Source organism: Curtobacterium sp. BRD11, from assembly GCF_031844345.1.
GTDB lineage: Bacteria > Actinomycetota > Actinomycetes > Actinomycetales > Microbacteriaceae > Curtobacterium.
Window position 1 is genome coordinate 92,626 of sequence record NZ_JAUZUZ010000002.1, and the last position, 20,199, is coordinate 112,824.

Annotated in this window: 21 protein-coding genes; 5 read left to right on the forward strand and 16 right to left on the reverse strand. The window is 73.4% G+C overall.

Translation table 11 applies throughout. The features are described 5' to 3' along the window. Positions 1-34: 34 nt before the first annotated feature. Positions 35-616 carry a TetR/AcrR family transcriptional regulator gene (locus tag Q9R28_RS04890; RefSeq protein WP_311205579.1) on the forward strand — a complete coding sequence of 194 codons (582 nt, stop codon included), beginning with the start codon at positions 35-37 and terminating at the stop codon, positions 614-616. 56 nt (positions 617-672) lie between these two features. On the opposite strand, the gene Q9R28_RS04895 is transcribed toward Q9R28_RS04890, so the two are convergent. Continuing rightward, positions 673-1,593 (reverse strand): LysR family transcriptional regulator ArgP, encoded by a 921-nt coding sequence (locus Q9R28_RS04895; protein WP_066657148.1) that lies wholly within the window; start codon positions 1,591-1,593, stop codon positions 673-675. A gap of 70 nt (positions 1,594-1,663) precedes the next feature. Here Q9R28_RS04895 and Q9R28_RS04900 point away from each other — a divergent pair, with 70 nt between their 5' ends. After that, positions 1,664-2,539, forward strand: coding sequence for a LysE family transporter (locus Q9R28_RS04900; RefSeq protein WP_311205580.1), 876 nt, complete (start codon positions 1,664-1,666; stop codon positions 2,537-2,539). A gap of 197 nt (positions 2,540-2,736) precedes the next feature. On the opposite strand, the gene Q9R28_RS04905 is transcribed toward Q9R28_RS04900, so the two are convergent. The 5 genes from Q9R28_RS04905 to Q9R28_RS04925 all read right to left on the reverse strand — a co-directional run bounded on the left by Q9R28_RS04905 (position 2,737) and on the right by Q9R28_RS04925 (position 8,686). Then, entirely contained in the window at positions 2,737-4,212 is a 1,476-nt protein-coding gene (locus Q9R28_RS04905) for an APC family permease (RefSeq protein ID WP_066657154.1), read from the reverse strand. 377 nt (positions 4,213-4,589) lie between these two features. After that, a complete protein-coding gene (locus tag Q9R28_RS04910) occupies positions 4,590-5,462 on the reverse strand; it encodes a hypothetical protein (protein ID WP_311205581.1) in 873 nt (290 codons plus the stop codon). 82 nt (positions 5,463-5,544) lie between these two features. Further along, complete coding sequence (locus Q9R28_RS04915; protein WP_311205582.1) at positions 5,545-6,402, reverse strand: alpha/beta fold hydrolase; 858 nt, start codon at positions 6,400-6,402, stop codon at positions 5,545-5,547. Positions 6,403-6,626: 224 nt separating this feature from the next. Continuing rightward, positions 6,627-7,145, reverse strand: coding sequence for a methylated-DNA--[protein]-cysteine S-methyltransferase (locus tag Q9R28_RS04920; RefSeq protein ID WP_311205583.1), 519 nt, complete (start codon positions 7,143-7,145; stop codon positions 6,627-6,629). After that, entirely contained in the window at positions 7,142-8,686 is a 1,545-nt protein-coding gene (locus Q9R28_RS04925) for an AlkA N-terminal domain-containing protein (protein WP_311205839.1), read from the reverse strand. The genes Q9R28_RS04920 and Q9R28_RS04925 overlap by 4 nt, the downstream gene beginning before the upstream one ends. Before the next feature lie 382 nt (positions 8,687-9,068). Here Q9R28_RS04925 and Q9R28_RS04930 point away from each other — a divergent pair, with 382 nt between their 5' ends. Next, positions 9,069-9,566 carry a molybdenum cofactor biosysynthesis protein gene (locus Q9R28_RS04930; RefSeq protein ID WP_251155279.1) on the forward strand — a complete coding sequence of 166 codons (498 nt, stop codon included), beginning with the start codon at positions 9,069-9,071 and terminating at the stop codon, positions 9,564-9,566. Between the two features lie 128 nt (positions 9,567-9,694). Here Q9R28_RS04930 and Q9R28_RS04935 read toward each other — a convergent pair whose 3' ends face one another. The 6 genes from Q9R28_RS04935 to folE all read right to left on the reverse strand — a co-directional run bounded on the left by Q9R28_RS04935 (position 9,695) and on the right by folE (position 14,238). Next, the gene (locus tag Q9R28_RS04935; RefSeq protein ID WP_066657169.1) at positions 9,695-10,240 is read right to left on the reverse strand and encodes a type 1 glutamine amidotransferase domain-containing protein; all 546 of its coding nucleotides are present in this window, start codon (positions 10,238-10,240) and stop codon (positions 9,695-9,697) included. An 89-nt stretch (positions 10,241-10,329) separates the two neighbouring features. Beyond that, positions 10,330-10,983, reverse strand: a complete 654-nt coding sequence (locus Q9R28_RS04940; protein WP_209684876.1) for an HAD-IA family hydrolase — start codon at positions 10,981-10,983, stop codon at positions 10,330-10,332. 208 nt (positions 10,984-11,191) lie between these two features. After that, positions 11,192-11,896 carry a hypothetical protein gene (locus Q9R28_RS04945; RefSeq protein ID WP_066657173.1) on the reverse strand — a complete coding sequence of 235 codons (705 nt, stop codon included), beginning with the start codon at positions 11,894-11,896 and terminating at the stop codon, positions 11,192-11,194. Positions 11,897-11,939: 43 nt separating this feature from the next. Further along, on the reverse strand, positions 11,940-12,695 hold the full coding sequence (locus Q9R28_RS04950) for a pyrimidine reductase family protein (protein ID WP_311205584.1): 756 nt from the start codon (positions 12,693-12,695) through the stop codon (positions 11,940-11,942). Beyond that, complete coding sequence (gene folP / locus Q9R28_RS04955) at positions 12,692-13,630, reverse strand: dihydropteroate synthase (protein ID WP_311205585.1); 939 nt, start codon at positions 13,628-13,630, stop codon at positions 12,692-12,694. Before folP ends, Q9R28_RS04950 begins: the two co-directional genes overlap by 4 nt. After that, positions 13,627-14,238 (reverse strand): GTP cyclohydrolase I, encoded by a 612-nt coding sequence (gene folE / locus Q9R28_RS04960; RefSeq protein ID WP_311205586.1) that lies wholly within the window; start codon positions 14,236-14,238, stop codon positions 13,627-13,629. Before folE ends, folP begins: the two co-directional genes overlap by 4 nt. A 147-nt stretch (positions 14,239-14,385) precedes the next feature. On the opposite strand from folE, the gene Q9R28_RS04965 reads away from it, so the two are divergent. Next, entirely contained in the window at positions 14,386-15,858 is a 1,473-nt protein-coding gene (locus tag Q9R28_RS04965) for an NCS2 family permease (RefSeq protein ID WP_311205587.1), read from the forward strand. 157 nt (positions 15,859-16,015) lie between these two features. On the opposite strand, the gene Q9R28_RS04970 is transcribed toward Q9R28_RS04965, so the two are convergent. The 3 genes from Q9R28_RS04970 to Q9R28_RS04980 all read right to left on the reverse strand — a co-directional run bounded on the left by Q9R28_RS04970 (position 16,016) and on the right by Q9R28_RS04980 (position 18,626). Then, positions 16,016-16,495, reverse strand: coding sequence for a hypothetical protein (locus tag Q9R28_RS04970; protein WP_066657180.1), 480 nt, complete (start codon positions 16,493-16,495; stop codon positions 16,016-16,018). 293 nt (positions 16,496-16,788) lie between these two features. Next, entirely contained in the window at positions 16,789-18,057 is a 1,269-nt protein-coding gene (locus tag Q9R28_RS04975) for an MFS transporter (protein WP_311205588.1), read from the reverse strand. Next, the gene (locus tag Q9R28_RS04980; protein WP_066657186.1) at positions 18,054-18,626 is read right to left on the reverse strand and encodes a transcriptional regulator; all 573 of its coding nucleotides are present in this window, start codon (positions 18,624-18,626) and stop codon (positions 18,054-18,056) included. Before Q9R28_RS04980 ends, Q9R28_RS04975 begins: the two co-directional genes overlap by 4 nt. A 111-nt stretch (positions 18,627-18,737) precedes the next feature. On the opposite strand from Q9R28_RS04980, the gene Q9R28_RS04985 reads away from it, so the two are divergent. Continuing rightward, on the forward strand, positions 18,738-19,253 hold the full coding sequence (locus Q9R28_RS04985; protein WP_251155168.1) for a DUF1697 domain-containing protein: 516 nt from the start codon (positions 18,738-18,740) through the stop codon (positions 19,251-19,253). 16 nt (positions 19,254-19,269) lie between these two features. On the opposite strand, the gene Q9R28_RS04990 is transcribed toward Q9R28_RS04985, so the two are convergent. Next, positions 19,270-20,037: an SDR family NAD(P)-dependent oxidoreductase gene (locus Q9R28_RS04990; RefSeq protein WP_311205589.1), complete on the reverse strand. Its 768-nt coding sequence runs from the start codon at positions 20,035-20,037 to the stop codon at positions 19,270-19,272. Between the last annotated feature and the right edge of the window lie 162 nt (positions 20,038-20,199).

Consider the following 20,199-nt stretch of genomic DNA (forward strand, 5'->3'; position numbering starts at 1 on the left):
CTATTCCGCAACAATACGGAAAGCTGTTCCGTTTTTGCAAGCCCTCACCGCGACCCCGTTCGGAGGAACCGTGCGCGCCGATGCCCGCCGCAATCTCGACGCCCTCGTCGACGCTGCCCGTCAGGTGTTCGCCGACCAGGGCGTCGACGCTCCCGCCAGGGTGATCGCCGACCTCGCCGGCGTCGGTGTCGGCACGCTGTACCGCCACTTCCCGCAGCGCTCCGACCTGGTGGTCGCGGTGTTCCAGCAGGCCGTCGAGGAGTGCGCCGACGCCGCCGCGGACCTCGCCGAGCACCACGAGCCGGACGACGCCCTCGCGCTCTGGCTCCAGCGGTTCACCGGGTTCGTCGCGACGAAGCGCGGGCTCGCTGCGGCGCTCCAGTCCGGTGACCCGGCGTTCGAGGGACTGCACCCCTGGTTCATCGGTCGACTCGGCGGGGCGCTGACCGGACTGCTCGACGCGGCCTCGGCAGCGGGGACCATCCGCAACGACATCGACGCCACGCAGCTGCTCCGCGCGGTCGCCGACCTCTGCCACGGGGCGCCGACGACCGAGCAGAGCCAGCAGCTGGTCGGACTGCTCGTCGACGGGCTGCGCTGGCGGGCGACCGTCTGATCCGGCACCGCCGGCGGGGTCCGCAACCCGCTGGGCGGGGCGGAGAGCGTCCGCGGTCAGCCGGGCTGGTGCAGTCGCTCGTGCGCGGTCGCCCGCACGGCCTCGGTCACCCGTTCGAGCAGCGGTGACGCCAGGTTCCACCGCTGCCACCACAGCGCCACGTCCGCCCGACGCCCCGGCGTGAGCTCGACGAGTGCTCCGCTGCGCAGGCCGTCGAGGCACTGAGCCTCCGGCAGCATCCCCCACCCGAAGCCGAGCGACACCGCGCGCGCGAAGTCTGCCGACGTCGGGACGAAGTGCCGCGGCCCGCGAGGGGCGTGCCCGAGGACCCGGCGGAGGTACCCCTGCTGCAGGTCGTCGTCGCGGTCGTAGTCGACGAGCGGGACCGCGTCGAGCCGTGCGGTCATCTGCCGCTCGGACACCGCACCGGCGAGGTACCGGTCGACGAAGGCAGGCGCGGCGACGGCCCGGTAGCGGTCGACCCCGAGTGCCACCGACGAGCAGCCCTGCACCGGGTCGGCCTCGGCGGTGACCGCGGCCATCACGGTACCCGCACGGAGGAGCTCGGCGGTGCGGTCCTGGTCCTCGCGGTGCAGGTCGAACACGACCTCGGTGTCGGCTCGGACGAGCGCGAGTGCGTCGAGGAACCACGTGCCGAGCGTGTCCGCGTTCACGGCGAGCGGGATCGACGGCACGACGGGCGCGTCCGCATCCCCGACCGCGCCGAGCGCCCGGGCGGTCTCGTCCTCGAGGAGCCGGGCCTGCCGTGCGTGCCGGAGCACGACCGCACCGTCGGCGGTGGGCGCGACCGGCGTCGTCCGCTGGAGCAGCACCCGGCCGAGCTGCTGCTCCATCGCCTTGATGCGCTGCGACACCGCGGACGGGGTGATCGCGAGGGCGCGGGCCGCAGCGTCGAGCGTGCCGTGGTCGACGGCGGCGAGGAGCGTCTCGAGGTGGTCCCGCTGCAGACGGAGCATGCAGCAGAGCTTACGGACCTTCAGGAACGTGAGCTGGACTGCACCGGGGGTCGCTCCTACCGTCGAGACCGTGACCGTCCTCCTCCCCCTGTTCGCCGGCCTCGGCACCGGCCTCGCCCTGATCGTCGCGATCGGGGTGCAGAACGCGTACCTGCTCCGGCTCGCGGTCAGCGCCCCGGCGCGGGTCGTCGCCGCCGCGGTCGCCGTCTGTGCGGTGTCCGACGCGGTGCTCATCGTCGCCGGGGTGCTCGGCGTCGGGGTCGTCGTCGAGCGGTTCCCCGTCGCGCTCGTGGTGGTGCGGTTCGTGGGCGCGGCGTTCCTCGTGGTGTACGGGGTGCTCGCGGCCCGCCGGGCGTTCCGTCCCACCGGGGAGGCCATGGCCGTCGAGCAGGAGGCGGCGGACGACGGCGTGGTGGTGCCGACGACGGTCGCGCCCACGGCGGTCGCGGCGCCTGCGACGGCCTCGTCCGAGACAGCCGCGCAGGCGGCTGGTGACCCCGGACCGGCCGCGGGCCGAGCCGCGCGGCGGGCCGACGACACCGTCGTTCCCGGCGGCGGGGCCGGGGCAGCGGGACGGAGCGCGGAGGAGCCTCCCGGCCGGACCACGACACCCGCGGTCGCGACACGAGTCGCCTCCGCAGCACGCGCCGTCCCGACCCTCGGTGCGGCGGTCGCGACGATGCTCGTGTTCACGTGGGCGAACCCGCACGTGTACCTCGACACCCTCGTGTTCCTCGGCTCGGTGGCGAACCAGCAGGGCGTCGACGACCGCTGGTGGTGGATCGTCGGCGCGGTCGCCGCGAGCTGCCTCTGGTTCGGCGCACTCGGGTTCGGGGGACGACTGCTCCGACCGCTGTTCGCGAAGCCGCTCACGTGGCGGGTCTTCGACGGGCTCGTCGCCGTCGTGATGCTGTCGTTCGGCGTCGCGCTCGCCGTCGGGGCGTAGCCGCCGCGGCGCGGGGCGTGCGGCACCCGGCACGGCGGGCGGTGGCGCGGGCGGCGGGCGGCGGCGCGGGTGGCGGGCGGTGGCGCGGGCGGCGGGCGGTGGCGCGGGCTGCTCCGGCACAACCAGAAGCACCTCGCGCCACGGCGATCCGTGGCGCGAGGTGCTTCCCGTTGTGCATGCGGCGAGGCCGCCGCCCGCTACTGCAGGCCCTTGCCCACCCGGCTGTTGCGTCGGCTGTAGCCGAAGTAGATCGCGAACCCGATCGCCAGCCAGGCGATGAAGCGCAGCCAGGTCTCGACCTCGAGGTTGAGCATGAGCCAGAAGCACAGCACCGCGGAGAGGATCGGCAGGACCGGCACCCACGGCACTCGGAAGGCCCGCGGTGCGTCCGGGCGGGTCTTGCGCAGCACCACGATGCCGATCGACACGAGCACGAACGCCGAGAGCGTGCCGATGTTGATCATGCCCTCGAGGCGCTCCACGGCGGTGAACCCGGCGATGAACGCGACGACGACACCGGCGACGACCTGCACCCGCACCGGGGTCTGCGTCTTCGGGTTCGTCTTCGAGAACCAGCGGGGCAGCAGACCGTCGCGGCTCATCGAGAAGACGATGCGGGACAGGCCGAGCAGCAGGACCATCACCACGGTGGTCAGGCCGATGAGCGAGCCGATCGCGATGATGCCCGCGGCCCACGGCAGTCCGACGATGTCGAAGGCGGAGGCGAGGGACGGCGCTTCCTCGTCGGCGAGCCGCTGGTAGGAGACCATGCCCGTGATGACGATGCTGACGCCGATGTAGAGCAGCGTGACGATGCCGAGGCCGATGAAGATGCCTCGGGGCAGGGTCTTCTGCGGGTTCTCGGTCTCCTCGGCGCTCGTCGCCACGACGTCGAAACCGATGAAGGCGAAGAACACGAGCGACGCCGCGGCGAGCAGGCCGAACACGCCGTACTGCGCCGGGGCCTGACCGGTCACGAAGGACACGAGCGACTGCGTCAGGACGCCGCCCTCGGCGCCCTTCGACGCCTCGGCCGGCGGGACGAACGGGGTGAAGTTCGCGGCCTTGACGAAGAACGCCCCGGCGACGATGACGAAGACGACGATCGCGACCTTGATGATCGTGATGACGGCGGAGACGCGGGACGACAGGCGGGTGCCGAACGCGAGCAGCAGCGTGAAGACGCCGACGATGAGGACCGGGCCCCACGTGAAGCCGATCGGGCCGAGCTGGATCGTGTCGGGGAGGTCGATGCCGAAGACCCCGAACGCGGTGCTCAGGTAGATGCCCCAGTACTTCGCGATGACGGCGCTCGCGGTCAGGGTCTCGAGGATGAGGTCCCACCCGACGATCCACGCGAGCAGCTCGCCCATCGTGGCGTACGTGAACGTGTACGCGGAGCCGGCGACCGGGATGGTCGAGGCGAACTCGGCGTAGCACATGATCGCCAGGCCGCACGTGACGGCTGCGAGCAGGAACGAGATGATGACGCTCGGGCCGGCGAAGTTCGCGGCGGCGTTCGCGCCGACCGAGAAGATGCCGGCTCCGACGGCGACCGCGATGCCCATCGCGGCGATGTCGAACGTCTTGAGGGACCGCTTGAGCGAGCGGCCCTCCTCCTCCGAGTCGGCGAGGGAGGCCTCGATCGACTTGATGCGGAGCGGTGATGCCATGGGGGTTCCCGTCGAACGGCTGGCGATGGACCCCGTGAGGGTACTGGTGTACCACCCCGGCTCGCAAACGGTGTCGCCCCGGGACACGGGGCCAGCAGCACCAGCCGTCCGGACGGTGCGCGGCGCTGGCGTCCGGGCGAGACGGCGCTGGCGTCCGGGCGAGGGCGGCGTGGGGTGCGAGACGACGGCGTCCCGGCGAGACGCCGTCGACGCGTCGAGACACCGCCGGATCCGGGACCGTCTCGAGGCACTCAGGGCGTCTGGTGCAGACACCGGCGTCTCGGCACCCGGGCACCCGTGCAGACGCGGCATCGCGGCATCGGCCTGGAGGCTCGGCGCGGGTCCGGCGCGAGGGGCCCGCCCGAACGCGGGGCGGCTCAGGCGCGGCGGCGCCAGTGGGCCAGGAAGCGCGCGCCCGCCTCGTCGTGGATCACACCGTCGTCGGCGGTGAGCACCGGGTACGGCGTCGCCGGCACCCCGTCCGCCGGCCGGACGTCCACGTGCGCGACGTCGTGCCCGTTGGCGTGCAACCAGTCCGCCATGGCGTAGTCGCTACGAGAGTCGCCGACGGTCCGCCAGGTCACCGGCAGCTCCCCGTCCTGCGCGAGCAGCTCGAGGGCTCGCTCGGCACCCATGTCCTTGCCGGACCGGTCGGACTCGACGTCGGTGGAGATGATCGTCGGGTCGACGCGCCACTGCACCGCGCCGTCGGCGTCCGGTCGGACGTCGTCGAGCCGGCGGACACCGAGCCCGCGCCGCTCCAGCGCCGCCATCGCCTTCGCGTCGAACTCGGCCTGGCGGGCGAGGTACGCGGCGTTCGGCACCTCGACGCGCTGCTCGATCGAGACCATCGCGTGCTTCGTCTCGTCGAAGAACACCAGGTCGGCGTACTCGTCACGGACGAGGTCGCGCATCTCGTCGGCGAAGTCCCGCGGGAGCGCGAGGTCCTCGGCGATCACCAGGTCGCTCATCCCGCCCTCGTACTGCGGGCCGATCGAGCACCAGACGGCACCCTTCTCGCACACCGCGTGCACCCGGCCGCCCTCCGCGAGCCCTCCGGCGATCAGCGGACCGACGACCTGCTCGCGGATGAACGCGTCGCTGCGGCCGGTGTTGAAGACGATCGGGACGCCCTCGGCGGCGAGCGCGACGAGGTCCGCCACGATCGAGGGGATCGCGATCGTCCGGGTCACCGGGCTGGCGATGGGTCCGTCGACGTCGAGCAGCAGGCCGAGGCGGGGAGCAGTCACGCCTCCATCCTCTCGCACCCGCGATGCCCACCCTCCCGCGTCGGCCGGTGACGACCGACCGCAGCGGCTCCGGGCGCGCACGTCACTCGGGCGCGGGCAGCCCGACGAACCGGTCGACCAGGTGCCGCAGCACCTTCGGCTCCGGCACGTGCCCCTGACCGAGGACGACGAGGTGCCGCGAGCCGGGCACCGCCTCGGCCAGCGCGACCGAGGCCTGCCGCATCCACTCGGCGCCGCCGTCGCCCGAGGCCACGAGCACCGGGACGCCGACCGACGCCGCCACCCGCTCGGGGACGGAGAGGCCGTTGAGCACCCGGACGTCCCGGGAGAGCACGTGTGCGTCGGCCAGGAGCGACCGCCACAGTCCGGGCTTCAGGCGCGCCGCGGTGATGTGCGGGATCGGGATGCCGAGCACCCGGGACAGGAAGGCCCGCACCGCCTGCGCCCGGCGTCCGGCCGCGACGTGCCCGTCGAGGAAGTCCGCGAACAGCACGTCGTCGCCCTGCGGGTCGACCGTGGCGCGGTACGGCGGCTCCCAGAGCACCGCGCGCCCGAACGGCACGCCGGCGGCGAGGCCACGCAGCACCACCCCTGCACCGACGCACCACCCCACCGCGTCGGCCGGGCCGTCGACGGACGCCCCGACCGCCGCCAGGTCCTCGACCTCGCGCTCGACCGACCACGGCGCGGTGTCCCCGCTCGCACCCCGACCCCGCCGGTCGTAGGTGACGACGCGGTAGCGGTCGCTGAGGGCCGCGACCATCCGGTCGACCGCCGGGCTGCCGTGGTGGTCCCAGGCGCCGCCGACCAGCACCAGGGCGGGCCCGGAGCCGCTCTCGGCGACCGCGAGCGGTGTGCCGTCCGCGGACACGACCGTGCGGTCGACGTGCGCGGGGTCCCCCGGCTGCTGTCCGGGCGGGGCGTGCTGGTCGGGGGGCATGGGTCCTTCCGAGGTGCGCGACGGCGCTGCGTCGGGTCCTGCGGAGGGACCGTGCGGGTCGGTACCCAGAGCATGACAGTCCGGACCGTGAGCGTCACCACCCGCAACCAGGGGGAGCGCTCCACGTTCCCTGTGCACTCTGCTCGGTCGAACCTGCTCGGGCTCCGCTCGGTCGCCGCTCGGTCTCCGCTCGGTCGCCGCTCAATCCCCGCTCGCCGAGCTGCTCAGGCGAGCGCGGTCACGCCGACCGACTCGCGCTCGAGCAGGGAGCGCTTGACGCCGAGCCCCCACGCGAAGCCGCCGAGCGTCCCGTCGGACCGCAGCACCCGGTGACACGGCACGAAGAGCGCCGGGGCGTTCCGCGCGCAGACGCTCGCAGCCGCGCGGACGGCGTCCGGTCGCCCCATGGCCGCCGCGAGCTCGGTGTACGTCAGGACGGTGCCGGCCGGGATCGCGCGGAGCTGCCGCCAGCCCTCGGCGAACAGGTCGGTGCCGTGCTGCCGGACCGGGACCCGCATCGCCGTCTCGACCTCGCCGGCGTAGAAGGCCTCGACCGCCTCGGCCGCGTGCACCCGGCCGTCGATCAGCCGTCGTGGGCGGTGCCGATCGGCCAGCCGCGCGAGCAACCGTGCGGAGTCGTCGGTCCACCCCGACGCGAGCACGTGCCCCTCGTCGTCCTCGAGCACCGTGAAGGGGCCGTCGGGGGTGTCGAGCGTCTGGATGGTCGTCGTGGGCTCGGTCATGCTGTCTCCTCCTGGTGGTCCGTCGCCGCTGCCGCCTCCGCCACCGCGCTCGCGCGGTCGACGATCGGACGCCAGCAGTGCATCGTCAGGTAGCTCCGCCACGGCGCCACCTGCTCCGACCGTAGGGAGAGCTCGCGGGCGCCACCGGGCAGGCCGAGTTCCTGTGCACCGTTCCGCACGGCGAGGTCGCTGTGCAGGAACACGTCCGGGTGGTGCCGGACCCGCAGGGCCACGTAGTCCGCCGTCCACGGCCCGATGCCCTTCACCGCCAGGAGCCCGGCGCGCAGCTCCGCGAGGGACTGTCCCGCGTCGACGACGAGCGACCCGTCGGCGAGCGCCGCCGCGACGCGCAGGATCGTGTCCACCCGTGCCGCGGGTCCCCGCAGGACCTCGTGCCCGCGGGTCGCGATCGTCGTCGCGGTCGGGAACAGCAGCCCGTCCTCGGCCAGCCCGGGGTCGACCGACTCCCCGAGGGCTGCGACGAGCCGGGTCTGTGCGGTGCGGGCGGCGGCCACGGAGACCTGCTGCCCGATCAGGGTGCGGAACACGACCTCGTGTGCGTCGACGGCGCCGGGGAGGCGGATGCCGGGGACCCGGGCGACCGCCGGGGCGAGGACGGGGTCCGTGGCGAGGACGGCGTCGACCGCCTCGGGGTCGGCGTCGAGGTCGAACAGGGCCCGCACCCGCGCCACGAGCGTCGGCAGGTCGGAGAGCGTCGTGAGCCGGACGCGCAGGGCGACCCCGACGCGCCCCGCGCCCCTGCCGACCCCGTCGGTGGCGGGGGCCGAGGCGGTGAAGCGGGCCGGGCCTCCCGGCAGGGCGACGAGGCGACCGTAGGCCGTGACGCGGCCCGAGGCGTCCCGCTCGACGTGCTCCAGCCCCGGCAGCGCGTGGAGCGCGTGCCAGTCGAGCAGGCCCTGCAGGTCGAAGGGCGCGCGCGCGGGGAGGTGGACGTGCAGCCAGCCGTCGTCGGCCGACGTCGGCCGGTCGGTCCGGCGCGCGCGGAGCTCGGAGGGGGTGAGGGCGAAGACCTCGCGCACGGTGTCGTTGAACTGCCGGACGCTCGTGAAGCCGGAGGCGAACGCGACGTCGGCCACCGGCAGGTCCGACGAGGTCAGGAGCGTCCGCGCGGTCTGTGCACGGTGCGCCCGGCTGAGGGCCTTCGGTCCGGCCCCGAGCTCCTCGGTCATGATCCGGCCCAGCTGCCGCTCGGAGTACCCGACGCGGGCGGCCAGGCCGGGTACCCCCTCGCGCTCGACGACGCCGTCGAGGACGAGTCGGACGGCACGGCCGGCGACGTCCTCACGGAGGTCCCACTCCGGGCTGCCCGGCGTCGCCTCGGGCAGGCAGCGCTTGCACGCGCGGAAGCCGGCGAGGTGGGCGGCGGCACTCGTGCGGTAGAACGTGACGCCCTCGGCGCGCGGGGTCCGGGCGGGGCAGCTCGGGCGGCAGTAGATGCCGGTGGAGTGCACGGCGGTGACGAACTGGCCGTCGAATCGGGCGTCGCGGGAGGCGACGGCGCGGTGGCGCTCGGCGTGCAGCTCGTCGGGTTGCGCGTCGGGCTGCGCGTCGGGCTGCGGCTCCGTGCCGGGTGCGGGGTTCGTCACGCGGTCAGCCTGGCACGGGCCCCCGACAGGTACTGGCGGGAATCGGACACGGCAGCGGGGCGGCGGTGTGTACCGGCGGTCGGCGGCTGTGTCGAGACGGCGGCGTCGCGTCGAGACGCACCGTTCGCTCCGAGACGCCGCGGGATCCGGCGGCGTCTCACAACCTTCGGGGGTCTCGCGCGCACGCCGGCGTCTCACCACGGCAGCGGGGCAGCGGTGCCGGCCGGGAGGCACGACTACCGTGGGCGCCGTGACCTCCGTCGACGACGTGGCCGGCCCCGGCGACCTGCCCTTCCGCACCGACGTCGAGGTCGCGATGCTGCTCGTCTCCCCGCACCACCGCTACGAGGGGCGCCCGGCGGACGGGGCGCTGCCGGCCGCGGGCCCGGAGCTCCGCGACCGGATCGAGCTCCGGGCGGGACTCGGCATCGTCGGTGACCGCTACTTCGCCGCACGGGCGCACGTGCACGCCACCGTCACGGTGATCGGTCTCGAGGGGCTCGACGCCGTGGCCGAGGCGGTGGGTGCCCCCGTCGACCCCGCGGCGACCCGGCGCAACGTGTACCTGCGGGGTGCCGACGTCGAGGCACTCCGGGGTTCGCCGTTCTCGCTCGAGAGCCCGGGGTCCGGCGGTCCGGTGTCCTTCCGCGGGTACCGGCCGGCGAACCCGTGCGCCTGGATGGACCACGAGGTGGCTCCCGGCGCGTTCCGGGCGATGCGCGGGCTGGGCGGGGTGCGCTGCGACCCGGAGTCCGACGGCGTGCTCACCCTCGGGCCCGCGGTGCTCCGCACGGCGCGCCCCGTCGCGCTCTGACGGACGGGTGTGCCCGGCGCTCCCGCCCGTTCCGGCCCTTCCGGCCGTTCCGGGGAACGCACCGTGGGCGGCACCTCGCAGCGCCGTAGCCCTGCGAGGTGCCGCCCACGGTGCGTGGTGCGAGCGGGTCAGGCGGTGAGCGCCTGCTCGATCGCGTCGACGAACGCCGGCAGGTCGTCGGGGTTGCGCGACGTGATCAGGCCGCCGTCGACCTGGACCTCCTGGTCGACCCACTCGGCGCCGGCGTTGCGCACGTCGGTCTGCAGCGAGGGGAACGAGGTGATGGTCCTGCCCTGCAGCACACCGGCCTCGATGAGGGTCCACGGGCCGTGGCAGATCGCGGCGACGGGCTTGCCCGCCTCGGCGAAGGCCTTCACGAGTGCGACCGCGTCCGAGTCCTGGCGGATGGTGTCCGCGTTGATGGTGCCACCGGGGACGACGAGTGCGTCGTAGTCGCCTGCGCCGCTGACACTGCCGATGGTGGTGTCGACGGAGACCGACTTGCCCGGGTCCTTGTCGCCGACGAGGGTCTCGATCGAGCCGGACTCCTGCGCCGCCACCGTGACGTCGGCACCGCGCTCGCGGAGCTGGTCGGTGGGGACGACGATCTCGTCCTGCTCCACGCCGTAGTTCGTCGCGATGACGAGGATCTTCTTGCCGTCGAGGGCTGCCATGGTCGCTCCTTCCGCTGCCGGGGGTCTCCCGGCGCGATGTCCACGGTCGTCCGGACGGCCTGGGGACGTTCGCAGTCCGGAGCCGACGTTCAGCCCCGGATGCGGAAAGCGGACCCCTCGCGGACGACCTCGATGCCGTCGTACCCCGTGATGCGCGGCAGCCCTGCGGTGACCGGTGCCTCGAGCGTCCCGACGACGACGGTCGTGGCTCCGGAGGCGACGGCGGCCTCGACCCCGGCGGGGGCGTCCTCGAACGCCAGGCACCGCTCCGGCGGCACCCCGAGCAGCGCGGCACCACGCAGGTAGCCCTCGGGGTGCGGCTTGCTCCGCTCGGCGTCCTCCGAGGGCACGAGTGCCTCGGGCACCGGGACCCCCGCGGCCCGCATCCGCTCCACCGCGAGCTCCCGCGGCGCGCTCGTGACGAGGGCGACCGGCACACCGGTGTCGAGCAGGCGCTGCACGAACGCGCCCGCTCCCGGCACCTCGACGATGCCCTCGGTGTACCCGATCTCGGCGGCGATCATCGTCGCGACGATCGCCCGCTGCTCGTCCGGGGCCAGGTGCGGCAGGAAGCGCTGCACGGTGTCGATCGTCTGCCGCCCGTGCGAGAAGCCGAGGATCTCGGTGGGGTCGATGCCGTGCTCCGCACCGAAGCGGCTCCACGCCTCCTCGACCACGGCGGTCGAGTCGACGAGCGTCCCGTCCATGTCGAACAGCACCCCGGACACCACGACGTCGATCACGCGTCCGACCCTAGCCGCTACCGGTCGCCCGGCCGCCGGTCTCGAACGATCACAGCACCCGCAGCGACGATCAGCGCCAGGGTCGTGATCCACACCACCGCTGGGACCTCTCGGAGCGCGGGGACCATGTGGCCGCTCACCATGACGACCGCAGCGCAACCACAGAGCACGGCAGCGACGATCGAGCCGCGCCGGGTCGATCGGCGACTCACCCTCGGCTCGCCTTCCCCGCGCAGAAGGAGATCGTCCCACTGGTCGCCGCGCCGGCAGCAGTGATGCAGGCGATGCAGCCGACACCCGCTGTGACCAGGCATGCTGCAGAACACGCGATGGTGAGGGCCGTGATGGCCCATGCTGCGACCCCGGCACTGTTCAGGCACGACGAGAACCGGCTCCACCAGGTCGAGCGCGCCGCCGGTCCGGCTGCGACGTCACGATCGAGACCGGCGATCCCGTTGATCCAGGTCTGCAGGCGACCCGAGTCAGCCGTCTTCGGCGTCAGGACCAGCTCGCTCCAGGTCCTGATGTGCCCGCCGTCGAGGACGGCCGTGACGCTGGACTCGGGCAACACGTCGGCACCCTCAGCGAAGGGCAGCCGGAGGACCGTCCCGTCGACCGTCACGAAAGCCTGCGCTCGTGCGAGGTCGAGGGGGAGCCCGCTCGAGGACGTCCGTCCCGAACCGGACCAGACCGCCACCGCCGCCGTGGTCTCGCTGTCGGTGAGTGCTTCCCACGACTGCGCCTGCTCGACGAGGTCGCGGATGCCCCGCTCGGTCGAGGTCGTCGAGGACCTCGGGGCAGCGGCCGCTGGGTCGGGCGCAGTCACGAGACCGCTGACGAGGGCAACGACGACGGCTCCCGTCGCGACGAGTGGCCGGGCGGTCAGGGGCGTGGGGAAGAAGATCGAGACCATGCCAGGAGCCTACTGGCATGTCAGGTTTCAGTACCGGAGCCCGTCACCGTTCGTCACGGTCGCGCACCCACCGGGTCAGCAGCACACCGCCGTCGCCGAGCAGCACGTGCGCGGGCCGCATCCGGCGCAGCTCCGGCGAGGACCCGGTCGCGATGCGCGGACCCTCGCCGCCCTCGAGCGTCGGGTCGATCGTCAGCGTCAGTTCGTCGACCGCGTCGGCGGCGACGAGCGCCCCGAGGAACGACGGACCGCCCTCGCAGTGGATCCGGTCGAGGCCCCGAACGGCCAGGGCGTCCCGCACGGCACCCACGTCGACAGCATCCGAGCCGCAGTCCACGACGTCCGCGACGGACGCCAGGGCCTGCCCGGACGACGACGCGGCACCGGACCCGGACGTCAGCACGATCGGCCGCACCGGAGCCTCGGTGAACACCCGCGAGCCCGCGTCCACCGACGCGGAGTTCGTGACGATCGCGAAGACCGGGTGGTCGGGCATCCCGTTCGCGCGGCGCCAGGCGACGTCCTCGTCGTGCAGCACCATCGGGCCGTACTCCTCGTCGCGCACGGTGCCGGCGGCCACGAGCACGACGTCGGCGACCCGGCGGAGCAGGTCGAACACGCGCAGGTCGTCGTCCCCGCCGAGGGACGCCGTGCGACCCGACGCGGACGCCGAACCGTCGAGCGTCGCGACGAAGTTCACCCGCAGCCAGGGGCCGTCGGGGACGTCCGCGGTGTACCGGTCGAGCAGCTCGTCGTCGGACAGGTCGGCGATCGACGCCGGCAGGGAGGGGCTGTTCACGTGTTGTGCCTCGCTTCCACGGGTTCGCGCCAACCGAGGACCGCCTCGACCATGCGCATCGCGTCGACGCTCTCGACGACATCGTGCATGCGGACGATCCGGGCGCCGAGCATCGCGCTGACGGTCGCCGCGGCGAGCGACCCCGACAGGCGAGCACCACGGGGACGCCCGAGGGACTCCCCCACGAAGTCCTTGTTCGACACCGCTGCGAGCACCGGGAACCCGAGCGCGACGACCTCGGGCAGCCGTCGGGTCAGCTCGAGCGTGTGCACGGTGTTCTTGTTGAGGTCGTGCCCGGGGTCGACGATGATCCGCGACTCGGGGATCCCCGCCGCGAGCGCACGGTCGACCCGCTCGCGCAGGAAGTCCACGACCGAGGCGGTCACGTCGGCGTACGTCGGCGGCGTCGGCAGCTGCTGGCGCGGCGGGGCGGTCGAGTGCGTGATGACGACGGTCGCGTCGGAGTCGGCGACCACGGACGCCATCCGCGGGTCGGACAACCCCGTGGTGTCGTTGACGACGCTGGCCCCCGCGGCGATCGTCACCGCAGCGACCTCGGGCCGGAAGGTGTCGACCGAGATCACGACGTCGGACTGCTCGGCGAGCTGGGACACGACCGGCAGCACCCGGTCGATCTCGTCGTCGGCGGACAGCTCGGGCCCCGGCGCGAACTTCACCCCGCCGATGTCGACCCAGTCCGCCCCCTGGTCGGCAGCGCGGACGGCGGCCTCGACGGCCCGGTCGAGTGCGAAGGTCGCACCCTTGTCGTGGAACGAGTCGGGCGTGCGGTTCACGATCGCCATGACGGCGATGCGGTGGTCGAAGTCGAAGGTGCGGCGCCCGATGGTGCGGACCGGGTCGCGCAGGGCCGGCACGACCCAGCCGGGTGCGGGTGTCACGGCCTGGAGGCCCGTGGTCGGCTGCTCGCTCGTCATGCGTCCACCCCGTGGTCGGCACCGGCACCGGCACCGGCACCGATGAGTGCGATCGCCTCGGCCCGCCCCGACGCCTCGGCCAGGCTGCCGGTCGCGGCGACGGTCACCGTCGACGAGCCCGACTGCCGTTCGCCGCGAGCGGTGACGCACTGGTGCGTCGCGTCGAGCACGACGAGCACGCCGGCGGCGTCGAGTCCCTCGGTGACGGCTGCGGCGACCTGCTCGCCGAGCCGCTCCTGCAGCTGCGGCCGCGAGGCCACCGCGTCGAGCACGCGTGACAGGGTCCCGAGGCCGATGAGCTGCTCACCCGGCGCGTACGCCAGGTGGGCGACGCCGATGAACGGCAGCAGGTGGTGCTCGCACATCGAGCGGAAGCGCACGTCGCGGACGACCACGAGCTGCCCGCGCTCCCCGTCCTCGGAGTGCACGGCGCCGGAGCGGGCGATCGCGGTGGCGTCGACTCCCATGCCGGCGAAGAACTCGGCGTACGAGTCGGCGACGCGTGCCGGGGTCCGTTCGAGCTCGGGGCGGTCAGGGTCGTCGCCGACGGCGAGGAGGAGCTCGCGCACGGCGGCTTCGACCCGCGCGCGGTCCAGACGTTCGTTCACGCTCTCATCCAACACCGTCGGATGGCCGCAGAACGCGGCCGCCTGTCGGACGCACCGTCCCCCGGGTCGGTGACCCGCGCCTCCAGGCCGGTGCCCTGCAGCGACACACGAGCCGCTCGGACTCCCAGCGTTCTGTAAACTCGTTCGGTGAGCGCCCAGCAGACCGACACCCCGCCCCGGAACCGCTTCGCATCCGGCCTCGACCGCTTCTTCTCGATCACGCACCGCGGGTCGAGCATCCCCCGTGAGATCCGTGGTGGTCTCGTCTCCTTCGTGACGATGGCCTACATCGTCATCCTCAACCCGCTGATCCTCGGCGGGTTCAGTCAGGACCAGGCGCCGCAGGACGTCCTCGGCGGCTGGCTGCAGAACGCGCAGGTCGCCGCCGCGACCGGCCTCGTCGCCGGTGTGATGACGATCGCGATGGGCCTCGTCGCGAACCTGCCGTTCGGCATCGCCGCGGGCCTCGGGATCAACTCGTTCCTCGCCGTGAGCGTCGTGCACCAGGTCACCTGGGCCGAGGCGATGGGCCTCGTCGTCATCAACGGCGTGGTGATCGTGATCCTGGCGTTGACCGGCATCCGGACGATGATCTTCACGGCCGTGCCCGCGCAGCTCAAGGCCGCGATCACCGTCGGCATCGGTCTGTTCATCGCGTTCATCGGACTCGTCGACTCGGGGTTCGTCCGCACCACGAAGAACGCCTCGCCGCCGCTGCAGCTCGGTGAGGACGGCTCCGTCGCGGCCCTCCCCACGATCGTGTTCCTGATCGGCCTGGTCATCATCGGCACGCTCATGGCCCGCCGGGTGAAGGGCGCGCTGCTCATCGGCATCATCGGCACCACCGTGATCGCCATCATCCTGCAGGCGATCTTCAAGGTCCCCACCTCGGTCGACTCCCCCACCGGCTGGAACCTCAACGCCCCCGGCCTGCCGAACGCCCTCTTCGCGCTGCCGGACCTGTCGCTCGTCGGGCACGCCGACGTCTTCGGAGCGTTCACCCGCATCGGCCCGGTCGCCGCGTCGATGCTCGTCTTCACCCTCGTCTTCACGAACTTCTTCGACGCGATGGGCACGATGACCGGGCTCGCGAAGGCCGCCGGTGTCGCGAAGCCCGACGGCACCTTCCCCCGCCTGAAGTCGGCGCTCGTCGTCGAGGGTGCCGGCGCCATCGCCGGTGGTGGCGCCTCGGTGTCGTCGAACACGGTCTTCATCGACTCGGCGTCGGGCATCGGCGAGGGAGCCCGCACGGGCATGGCCTCGGTCGTGACGGGCCTGCTGTTCCTGGCGTCGATGTTCCTCACGCCCCTGACCCAGGTCGTCCCGCTCGAGGTCGCCGCCGCCGGACTCGTCGTCGTCGGTGCGCTCATGGTCGCGCAGGTGAAGGACATCGAGTGGAGTGACTTCGGGGCTGCGCTGCCGGCGTTCCTGACGATCGTCGTGATGCCGCTGACCTACTCGATCGCGAACGGCATCGGCGCCGGCTTCATCAGCTGGGTGCTCATCAAGCTGCTGTCCGGCCGCGGCCGCGAGGTCTCCTGGCTCCTCTACGTCGTCGCGGCGGGCTTCCTGCTGTACTTCGCGCGCGGGCCGCTCGAGGCGCTGCTCGGCGTCGGGTAGCGCGCTCCCGCTTCCGCGTCCCGCGCTTCCCGCGCTTTCCGCGAGACGCAACGTGGGCGGTCCTTCGCAGCGACGTTCCGCTGCGAGGGGCCGCCCACGGTGCGTTCCGCGAGAGTGCGTCCGGTACGTCCGGTAGGTCCGGCCGGGAGGCGCTGGGTCAGTCCCGCAGGTCGGCCGGCTTGGCCTCGTGGCGGCGTCGGCCCGGGGTGCGCCGGTCCTCCTTCATGCCCGCCTCGTACAGGTGGCGCTTGCCGCCGACGAGCTGGTCGCGGGCGGTCTGCTCGAGCTCCTTGGCGAGGGCGTAGTAGTTGTCGTCGTAGTCCTCGACGATCTGGAACGTCCACCGTCCGTCGATGACGTTGCGGCCGACCAGCTCGGTGTCGATCCGCTCGGCGAGCTCGGTGTGGCCGGCCTTCCGGAGCTGTTCGACGGCCTCGCCGAGGTTCAGGTCCGCGGTCCCGGTGAGTCGGTGGAACCCGTAGAGCAGGCCCCGTGCGTGCTCGAGCACCTCGAGTGCGGCCGACAGCGTGCCGAGCGCCTCGACCGTCGCCTCGGACACCCCCTCGGGCACCACGTGTGCGTCGTCCGGTCCCTGTCCGTCTGCTGCCTGGCCGTCTGCGTTGCGCTCGTCCGTCATGCTCCTCGTCTACCGGAGCGTCGCTCGGGTCGCTCCGAGCAAGTGCGGGACGGGCTCCTTCGTCGCGTTCGGGTGGTGCGGTCGTGCGCTGGTTCGACTCGCTCGCGCACGACCGCAAGCACGTCGCACCACGGAATCCCGTGGTGCGACGTGCTTCCGGTGGTGCGGCGTGACGACGGACCGCGCCGCCGCGAGCGCCGCGGCCGGCCGCCCCGCGAGCGCTGCCGACCGGCTGGCCGGCCGACCGGCTGGCCGGCCGACCGGCTGGCCGGCCGACCGGTCGGCCGGCCGGGCTACGGGACCGGGACCGTCGGCGGCACGGCCGCGGGCGCCGTCGCCGTCGGGCGCTCCATGAGCCGCCAGGACCCACCGAGCAGCGGCGACAGCGTGACGATCGTGTAGACGACCGCCACGACGCCGAACGTCGCGGTCACCCCGATGCCGTCCGCAGCGATGCCCCCGAAGAGTCCGCCGAGCGGGATGCCCGCCCACGACCCCGCCGACAGGAGCCCGAACACCCGGGCCCGCATGTGCGACGGGATGCGCTCGAGCTCGACGGCCCCCAGGATCGGGTTGAGCGCGCCCGCCGCGAAGCCCGACAGCACGCACGCGCCGAGCACCCACGGCAGCCCGAGTCCGAGTGCCGGCACCGCGAGCGACGGCCCGCCGGCCAGGACGAAGCACACCACGAACGTGATCCGCCGGGGCACCCGGTGCGCCACGTACCCGAACGCGAGGGACCCGAGGAACGCCGCACCACCGAAGGTCCCGCTGACGATCCCGAGCGACTGCGCGCCGTCGAGCACTCGGTCGGCGTAGAGCGGGAGCAGCGCTGTCGAGCGCGCCGCGTCGAGCAGGTTCGTCACGAGCACGAGCGCGATGACGAGCCGGAAGAGCGGGTCGCGCACGCAGAAGCGCAGCCCGGCGCCGAGGTCGCGCCAGTACCCGGCGGACGGCTCGGCGGCGCCCGCGTCGGTCGCGGGCGCGACGACGACACCCCGCAGCGTGACGGCGGCGAGCACCGCTGCCGCCCCGAACACGGCGGCGGTCACGGCCAGTGCGGGCAACGGCCCGACGGCGCCCACGAGCAGTCCCGCCGCGGGGGCGCCGAGCAGCACTGAGAAACGCACCGACGCCTCGAAGTGGCCCACGGCACGCTCGAGCGGGATCCCCGCCGCCGTCGCGAGTCCCGGCAGGAGCACCCGCCGGCCCGACTCCCCCGGGGTGTCGAACAGGCCGCCGAGGAACACGAGCACGAGCAGCGCCCAGGCCGGCAGCCCGACCGTCCACGCCAGGAGCGGGATCGCGACGAGCGTCGCGGCGCTGACCAGGTCGGACGCCACGCTCGACCGGACGAACCCGAAGCGCTCGACGAGCACGCCGCCGAAGGCCCCGCCGAGCACGATCGGGATCGTCGCCGCGAAGGCCGCGATGCCGACGTCCGTCGCCGACCCGCCGCGGGAGAGCACCACGAACGGCACCGCGATCGTCGTCGCGACGTTCCCGGTCCGCGAGACCACCTGGACGGCGAGCAGCGACCGCAGCCGCCAGTGTGCGTTCACGGGCGCGCCGACCGGTAGCTCTGGACGACCGCGGTGACCCGCTCGGCACCGTCGCCGGGTTCGTGCTCGGCGCTCCGCGCCTCCCACCGGTCGAGGACGCCCTGCAGCTCCGACCCGAGGGCACGCAGCTCGTCGATCGTCAGCCGGAGGGTCCGGTCGCCGCTGTTCGACGCCGCGACCCACTCGCGCCCGAAGGCCGGGACGTGGTCGAGGAACGCCGTGTACTCGTCGGCGTACGCCTGCGCGACGGTCCGGTCGAGCGCGGTGCCGGCGACCATCCGGTCGGGGTCGTCGAAGCCGTCCGCGAGGTCCCACGACGTGTGCTGCGCGACCGCCCGCCACCAGCGCTCACGTCGGTCGGTGCCGAGCTCGGGTGCGGGTTCGATGAAGCCGGCGTCGGCCAGGCGCTTGCAGTGGTAGCTGATCGTCCCCGGTGCCTCGTCGACCTGCTCGCCGAGCATCGCCGCGGTCTGCGGGCCACCGGTCCGGAGCAGCCCGACGAGCCGCAGCCGGGTCGGGTGGGCGAGCGCGCGCATCTGCGCCGCGTCGTCGAGTCGCTGCACGTCCATGGCTCGACCATAGGTGCACAACACGTCTTGTGCAACGTTTCTTGCGCAATGGTCGTTGCGGATCAGTCGGGAGGCTCGCCCCACCGCCGCCGGGCAGGCTACGGTTCCGGCATGGCCAGGTGGGTCGCGCTGCTGCGTGGGGTGAACGTCAACGGGATCACGATCCGGAACGCCGAGCTCGCGGCGCTGTTCGGGGGTCTCGGGTACACCGACGTGCGGACGGTGCTCGCCTCGGGCAACGTCGTGTTCACGGCACCGGGCGACGCGTCGGCGGTGCAGACCGCCGTCGAGCAGGCCCTGCGGGACCGCTTCGGGTACGACGCCCGGATCGTCCTCGTCCCGCACGAGCGACTCGCCGAGGTCGTCGACGGCTTCCCGTTCGACTCCGCCCCCGACCGGCACGACCACGTCGTCTTCGGCTCCGACGACGCCGCCCTCGACGGCCTGGTCGCCGACCTGTCGCTCGACGACGGTGTCGAGCGGGTGGCCCGGGGCGACGGTGTCGTCTACTGGTCCTGCCCGAAGGGCTCGAGCACCGACACCGCGTTCGCGAAGCGGGCCGCCGCCGCGCGCTTCCGGCGCACGACGACGACCCGCAACACGAACACCCTGCGCAAGCTGCTCTGAGCCGCGCGTCGGACGGTCAGGACTGCGCGGGCTGCCCGTTGCTCGCGGTCGTCCCGCCGTCGACCGGCAGGATCGCTCCCGTGATGTAGGACGCAGCGTCGCTGGCCAGGAACAGGACCGCTGCAGCGACCTCCTCCGAGCGCCCGCCGCGACCGAGCGAGACACGCTCCGCGAACGCGTGCTGGAGCTCCTCGTCCTCGGCCTGCTGCTGGGTCATGTCCGTCCAGATGAGGCCCGGCGCGACCGCGTTCACCCGGACACCGAACTGCCCGTTGTCGAGCGCCGCGGCCTTCGTGAAGTTCGAGACGCCGCCCTTCGCCGCGTTGTACGGGCTCATCCGCCAGTCGGCGTCCATCCCGGAGACCGATGACGTGTTCACGACCGACCCCTTGGTCTCCCGCAGGAACGGCAGCGCCGCCCGCGTGCCGTAGAACACGCTCGACAGATCGGTCTCGATGACCCGGTGCCACTCGTCGGGCTCGATGTCGGTGATGTCGCCGGAGGTGAAGGTGCCGGCGTTGTTCACGAGCACGTCGACGCGGTCCCACCGATCCACCGCGCCGGACACGATCGTCTCCCACGCCGCCGGGTCGGCCACGTCGGCCTGCAGCGCGACCGCACGACCGGTCGGCAGGCTGTCGGCGACGGCACGGACCTTGTCCTCGACACTGTCGACGAGCAGCACGGCAGCTCCCTCGCCGACGAACGCCCGCGCGGTGGCCTCGCCGATGCCCGACCCGGCTCCCGTGACGATCGCGACCTTGCCCTCGAACCGCTTGTCCATGTGTGTCTCCTCTCGATGCACTGCTCGTGCCGCAGGAGACGCCGTCGGCCCGGGGGCACGGACGACCACGGTGCCCGCACCCGCCTGGGCGCGTGTGCAGGCGGGACGGAGGCGGCACCGGTGCCGGTGTGGAGGGTACGGAGACGACGGGAGGCGCGGCGC

What these genes read in the sequence shown, in the direction of transcription:
- Q9R28_RS04945 (WP_066657173.1), bottom strand. Translation starts at nt 11,896, where the DNA reads ATGGTCTCGATCTTCTTCCCCACGCCCCTGACCGCCCGGCCACTCGTC.
- folP (WP_311205585.1), bottom strand. Translation starts at nt 13,630, where the DNA reads ATGACGAGCGAGCAGCCGACCACGGGCCTCCAGGCCGTGACACCCGCA.
- Q9R28_RS04915 (WP_311205582.1), bottom strand. Translation starts at nt 6,402, where the DNA reads ATGCCCCCCGACCAGCACGCCCCGCCCGGACAGCAGCCGGGGGACCCC.
- Q9R28_RS04990 (WP_311205589.1), bottom strand. Translation starts at nt 20,037, where the DNA reads ATGGACAAGCGGTTCGAGGGCAAGGTCGCGATCGTCACGGGAGCCGGG.
- Q9R28_RS04930 (WP_251155279.1), top strand. Translation starts at nt 9,069, where the DNA reads ATGCTGCTCGTCTCCCCGCACCACCGCTACGAGGGGCGCCCGGCGGAC.
- Q9R28_RS04970 (WP_066657180.1), bottom strand. Translation starts at nt 16,495, where the DNA reads ATGACGGACGAGCGCAACGCAGACGGCCAGGCAGCAGACGGACAGGGA.
- Q9R28_RS04905 (WP_066657154.1), bottom strand. Translation starts at nt 4,212, where the DNA reads ATGGCATCACCGCTCCGCATCAAGTCGATCGAGGCCTCCCTCGCCGAC.
- Q9R28_RS04895 (WP_066657148.1), bottom strand. Translation starts at nt 1,593, where the DNA reads ATGCTCCGTCTGCAGCGGGACCACCTCGAGACGCTCCTCGCCGCCGTC.
- Q9R28_RS04935 (WP_066657169.1), bottom strand. Translation starts at nt 10,240, where the DNA reads ATGGCAGCCCTCGACGGCAAGAAGATCCTCGTCATCGCGACGAACTAC.
- Q9R28_RS04980 (WP_066657186.1), bottom strand. Translation starts at nt 18,626, where the DNA reads ATGGACGTGCAGCGACTCGACGACGCGGCGCAGATGCGCGCGCTCGCC.
- Q9R28_RS04920 (WP_311205583.1), bottom strand. Translation starts at nt 7,145, where the DNA reads ATGACCGAGCCCACGACGACCATCCAGACGCTCGACACCCCCGACGGC.
- Q9R28_RS04985 (WP_251155168.1), top strand. Translation starts at nt 18,738, where the DNA reads ATGGCCAGGTGGGTCGCGCTGCTGCGTGGGGTGAACGTCAACGGGATC.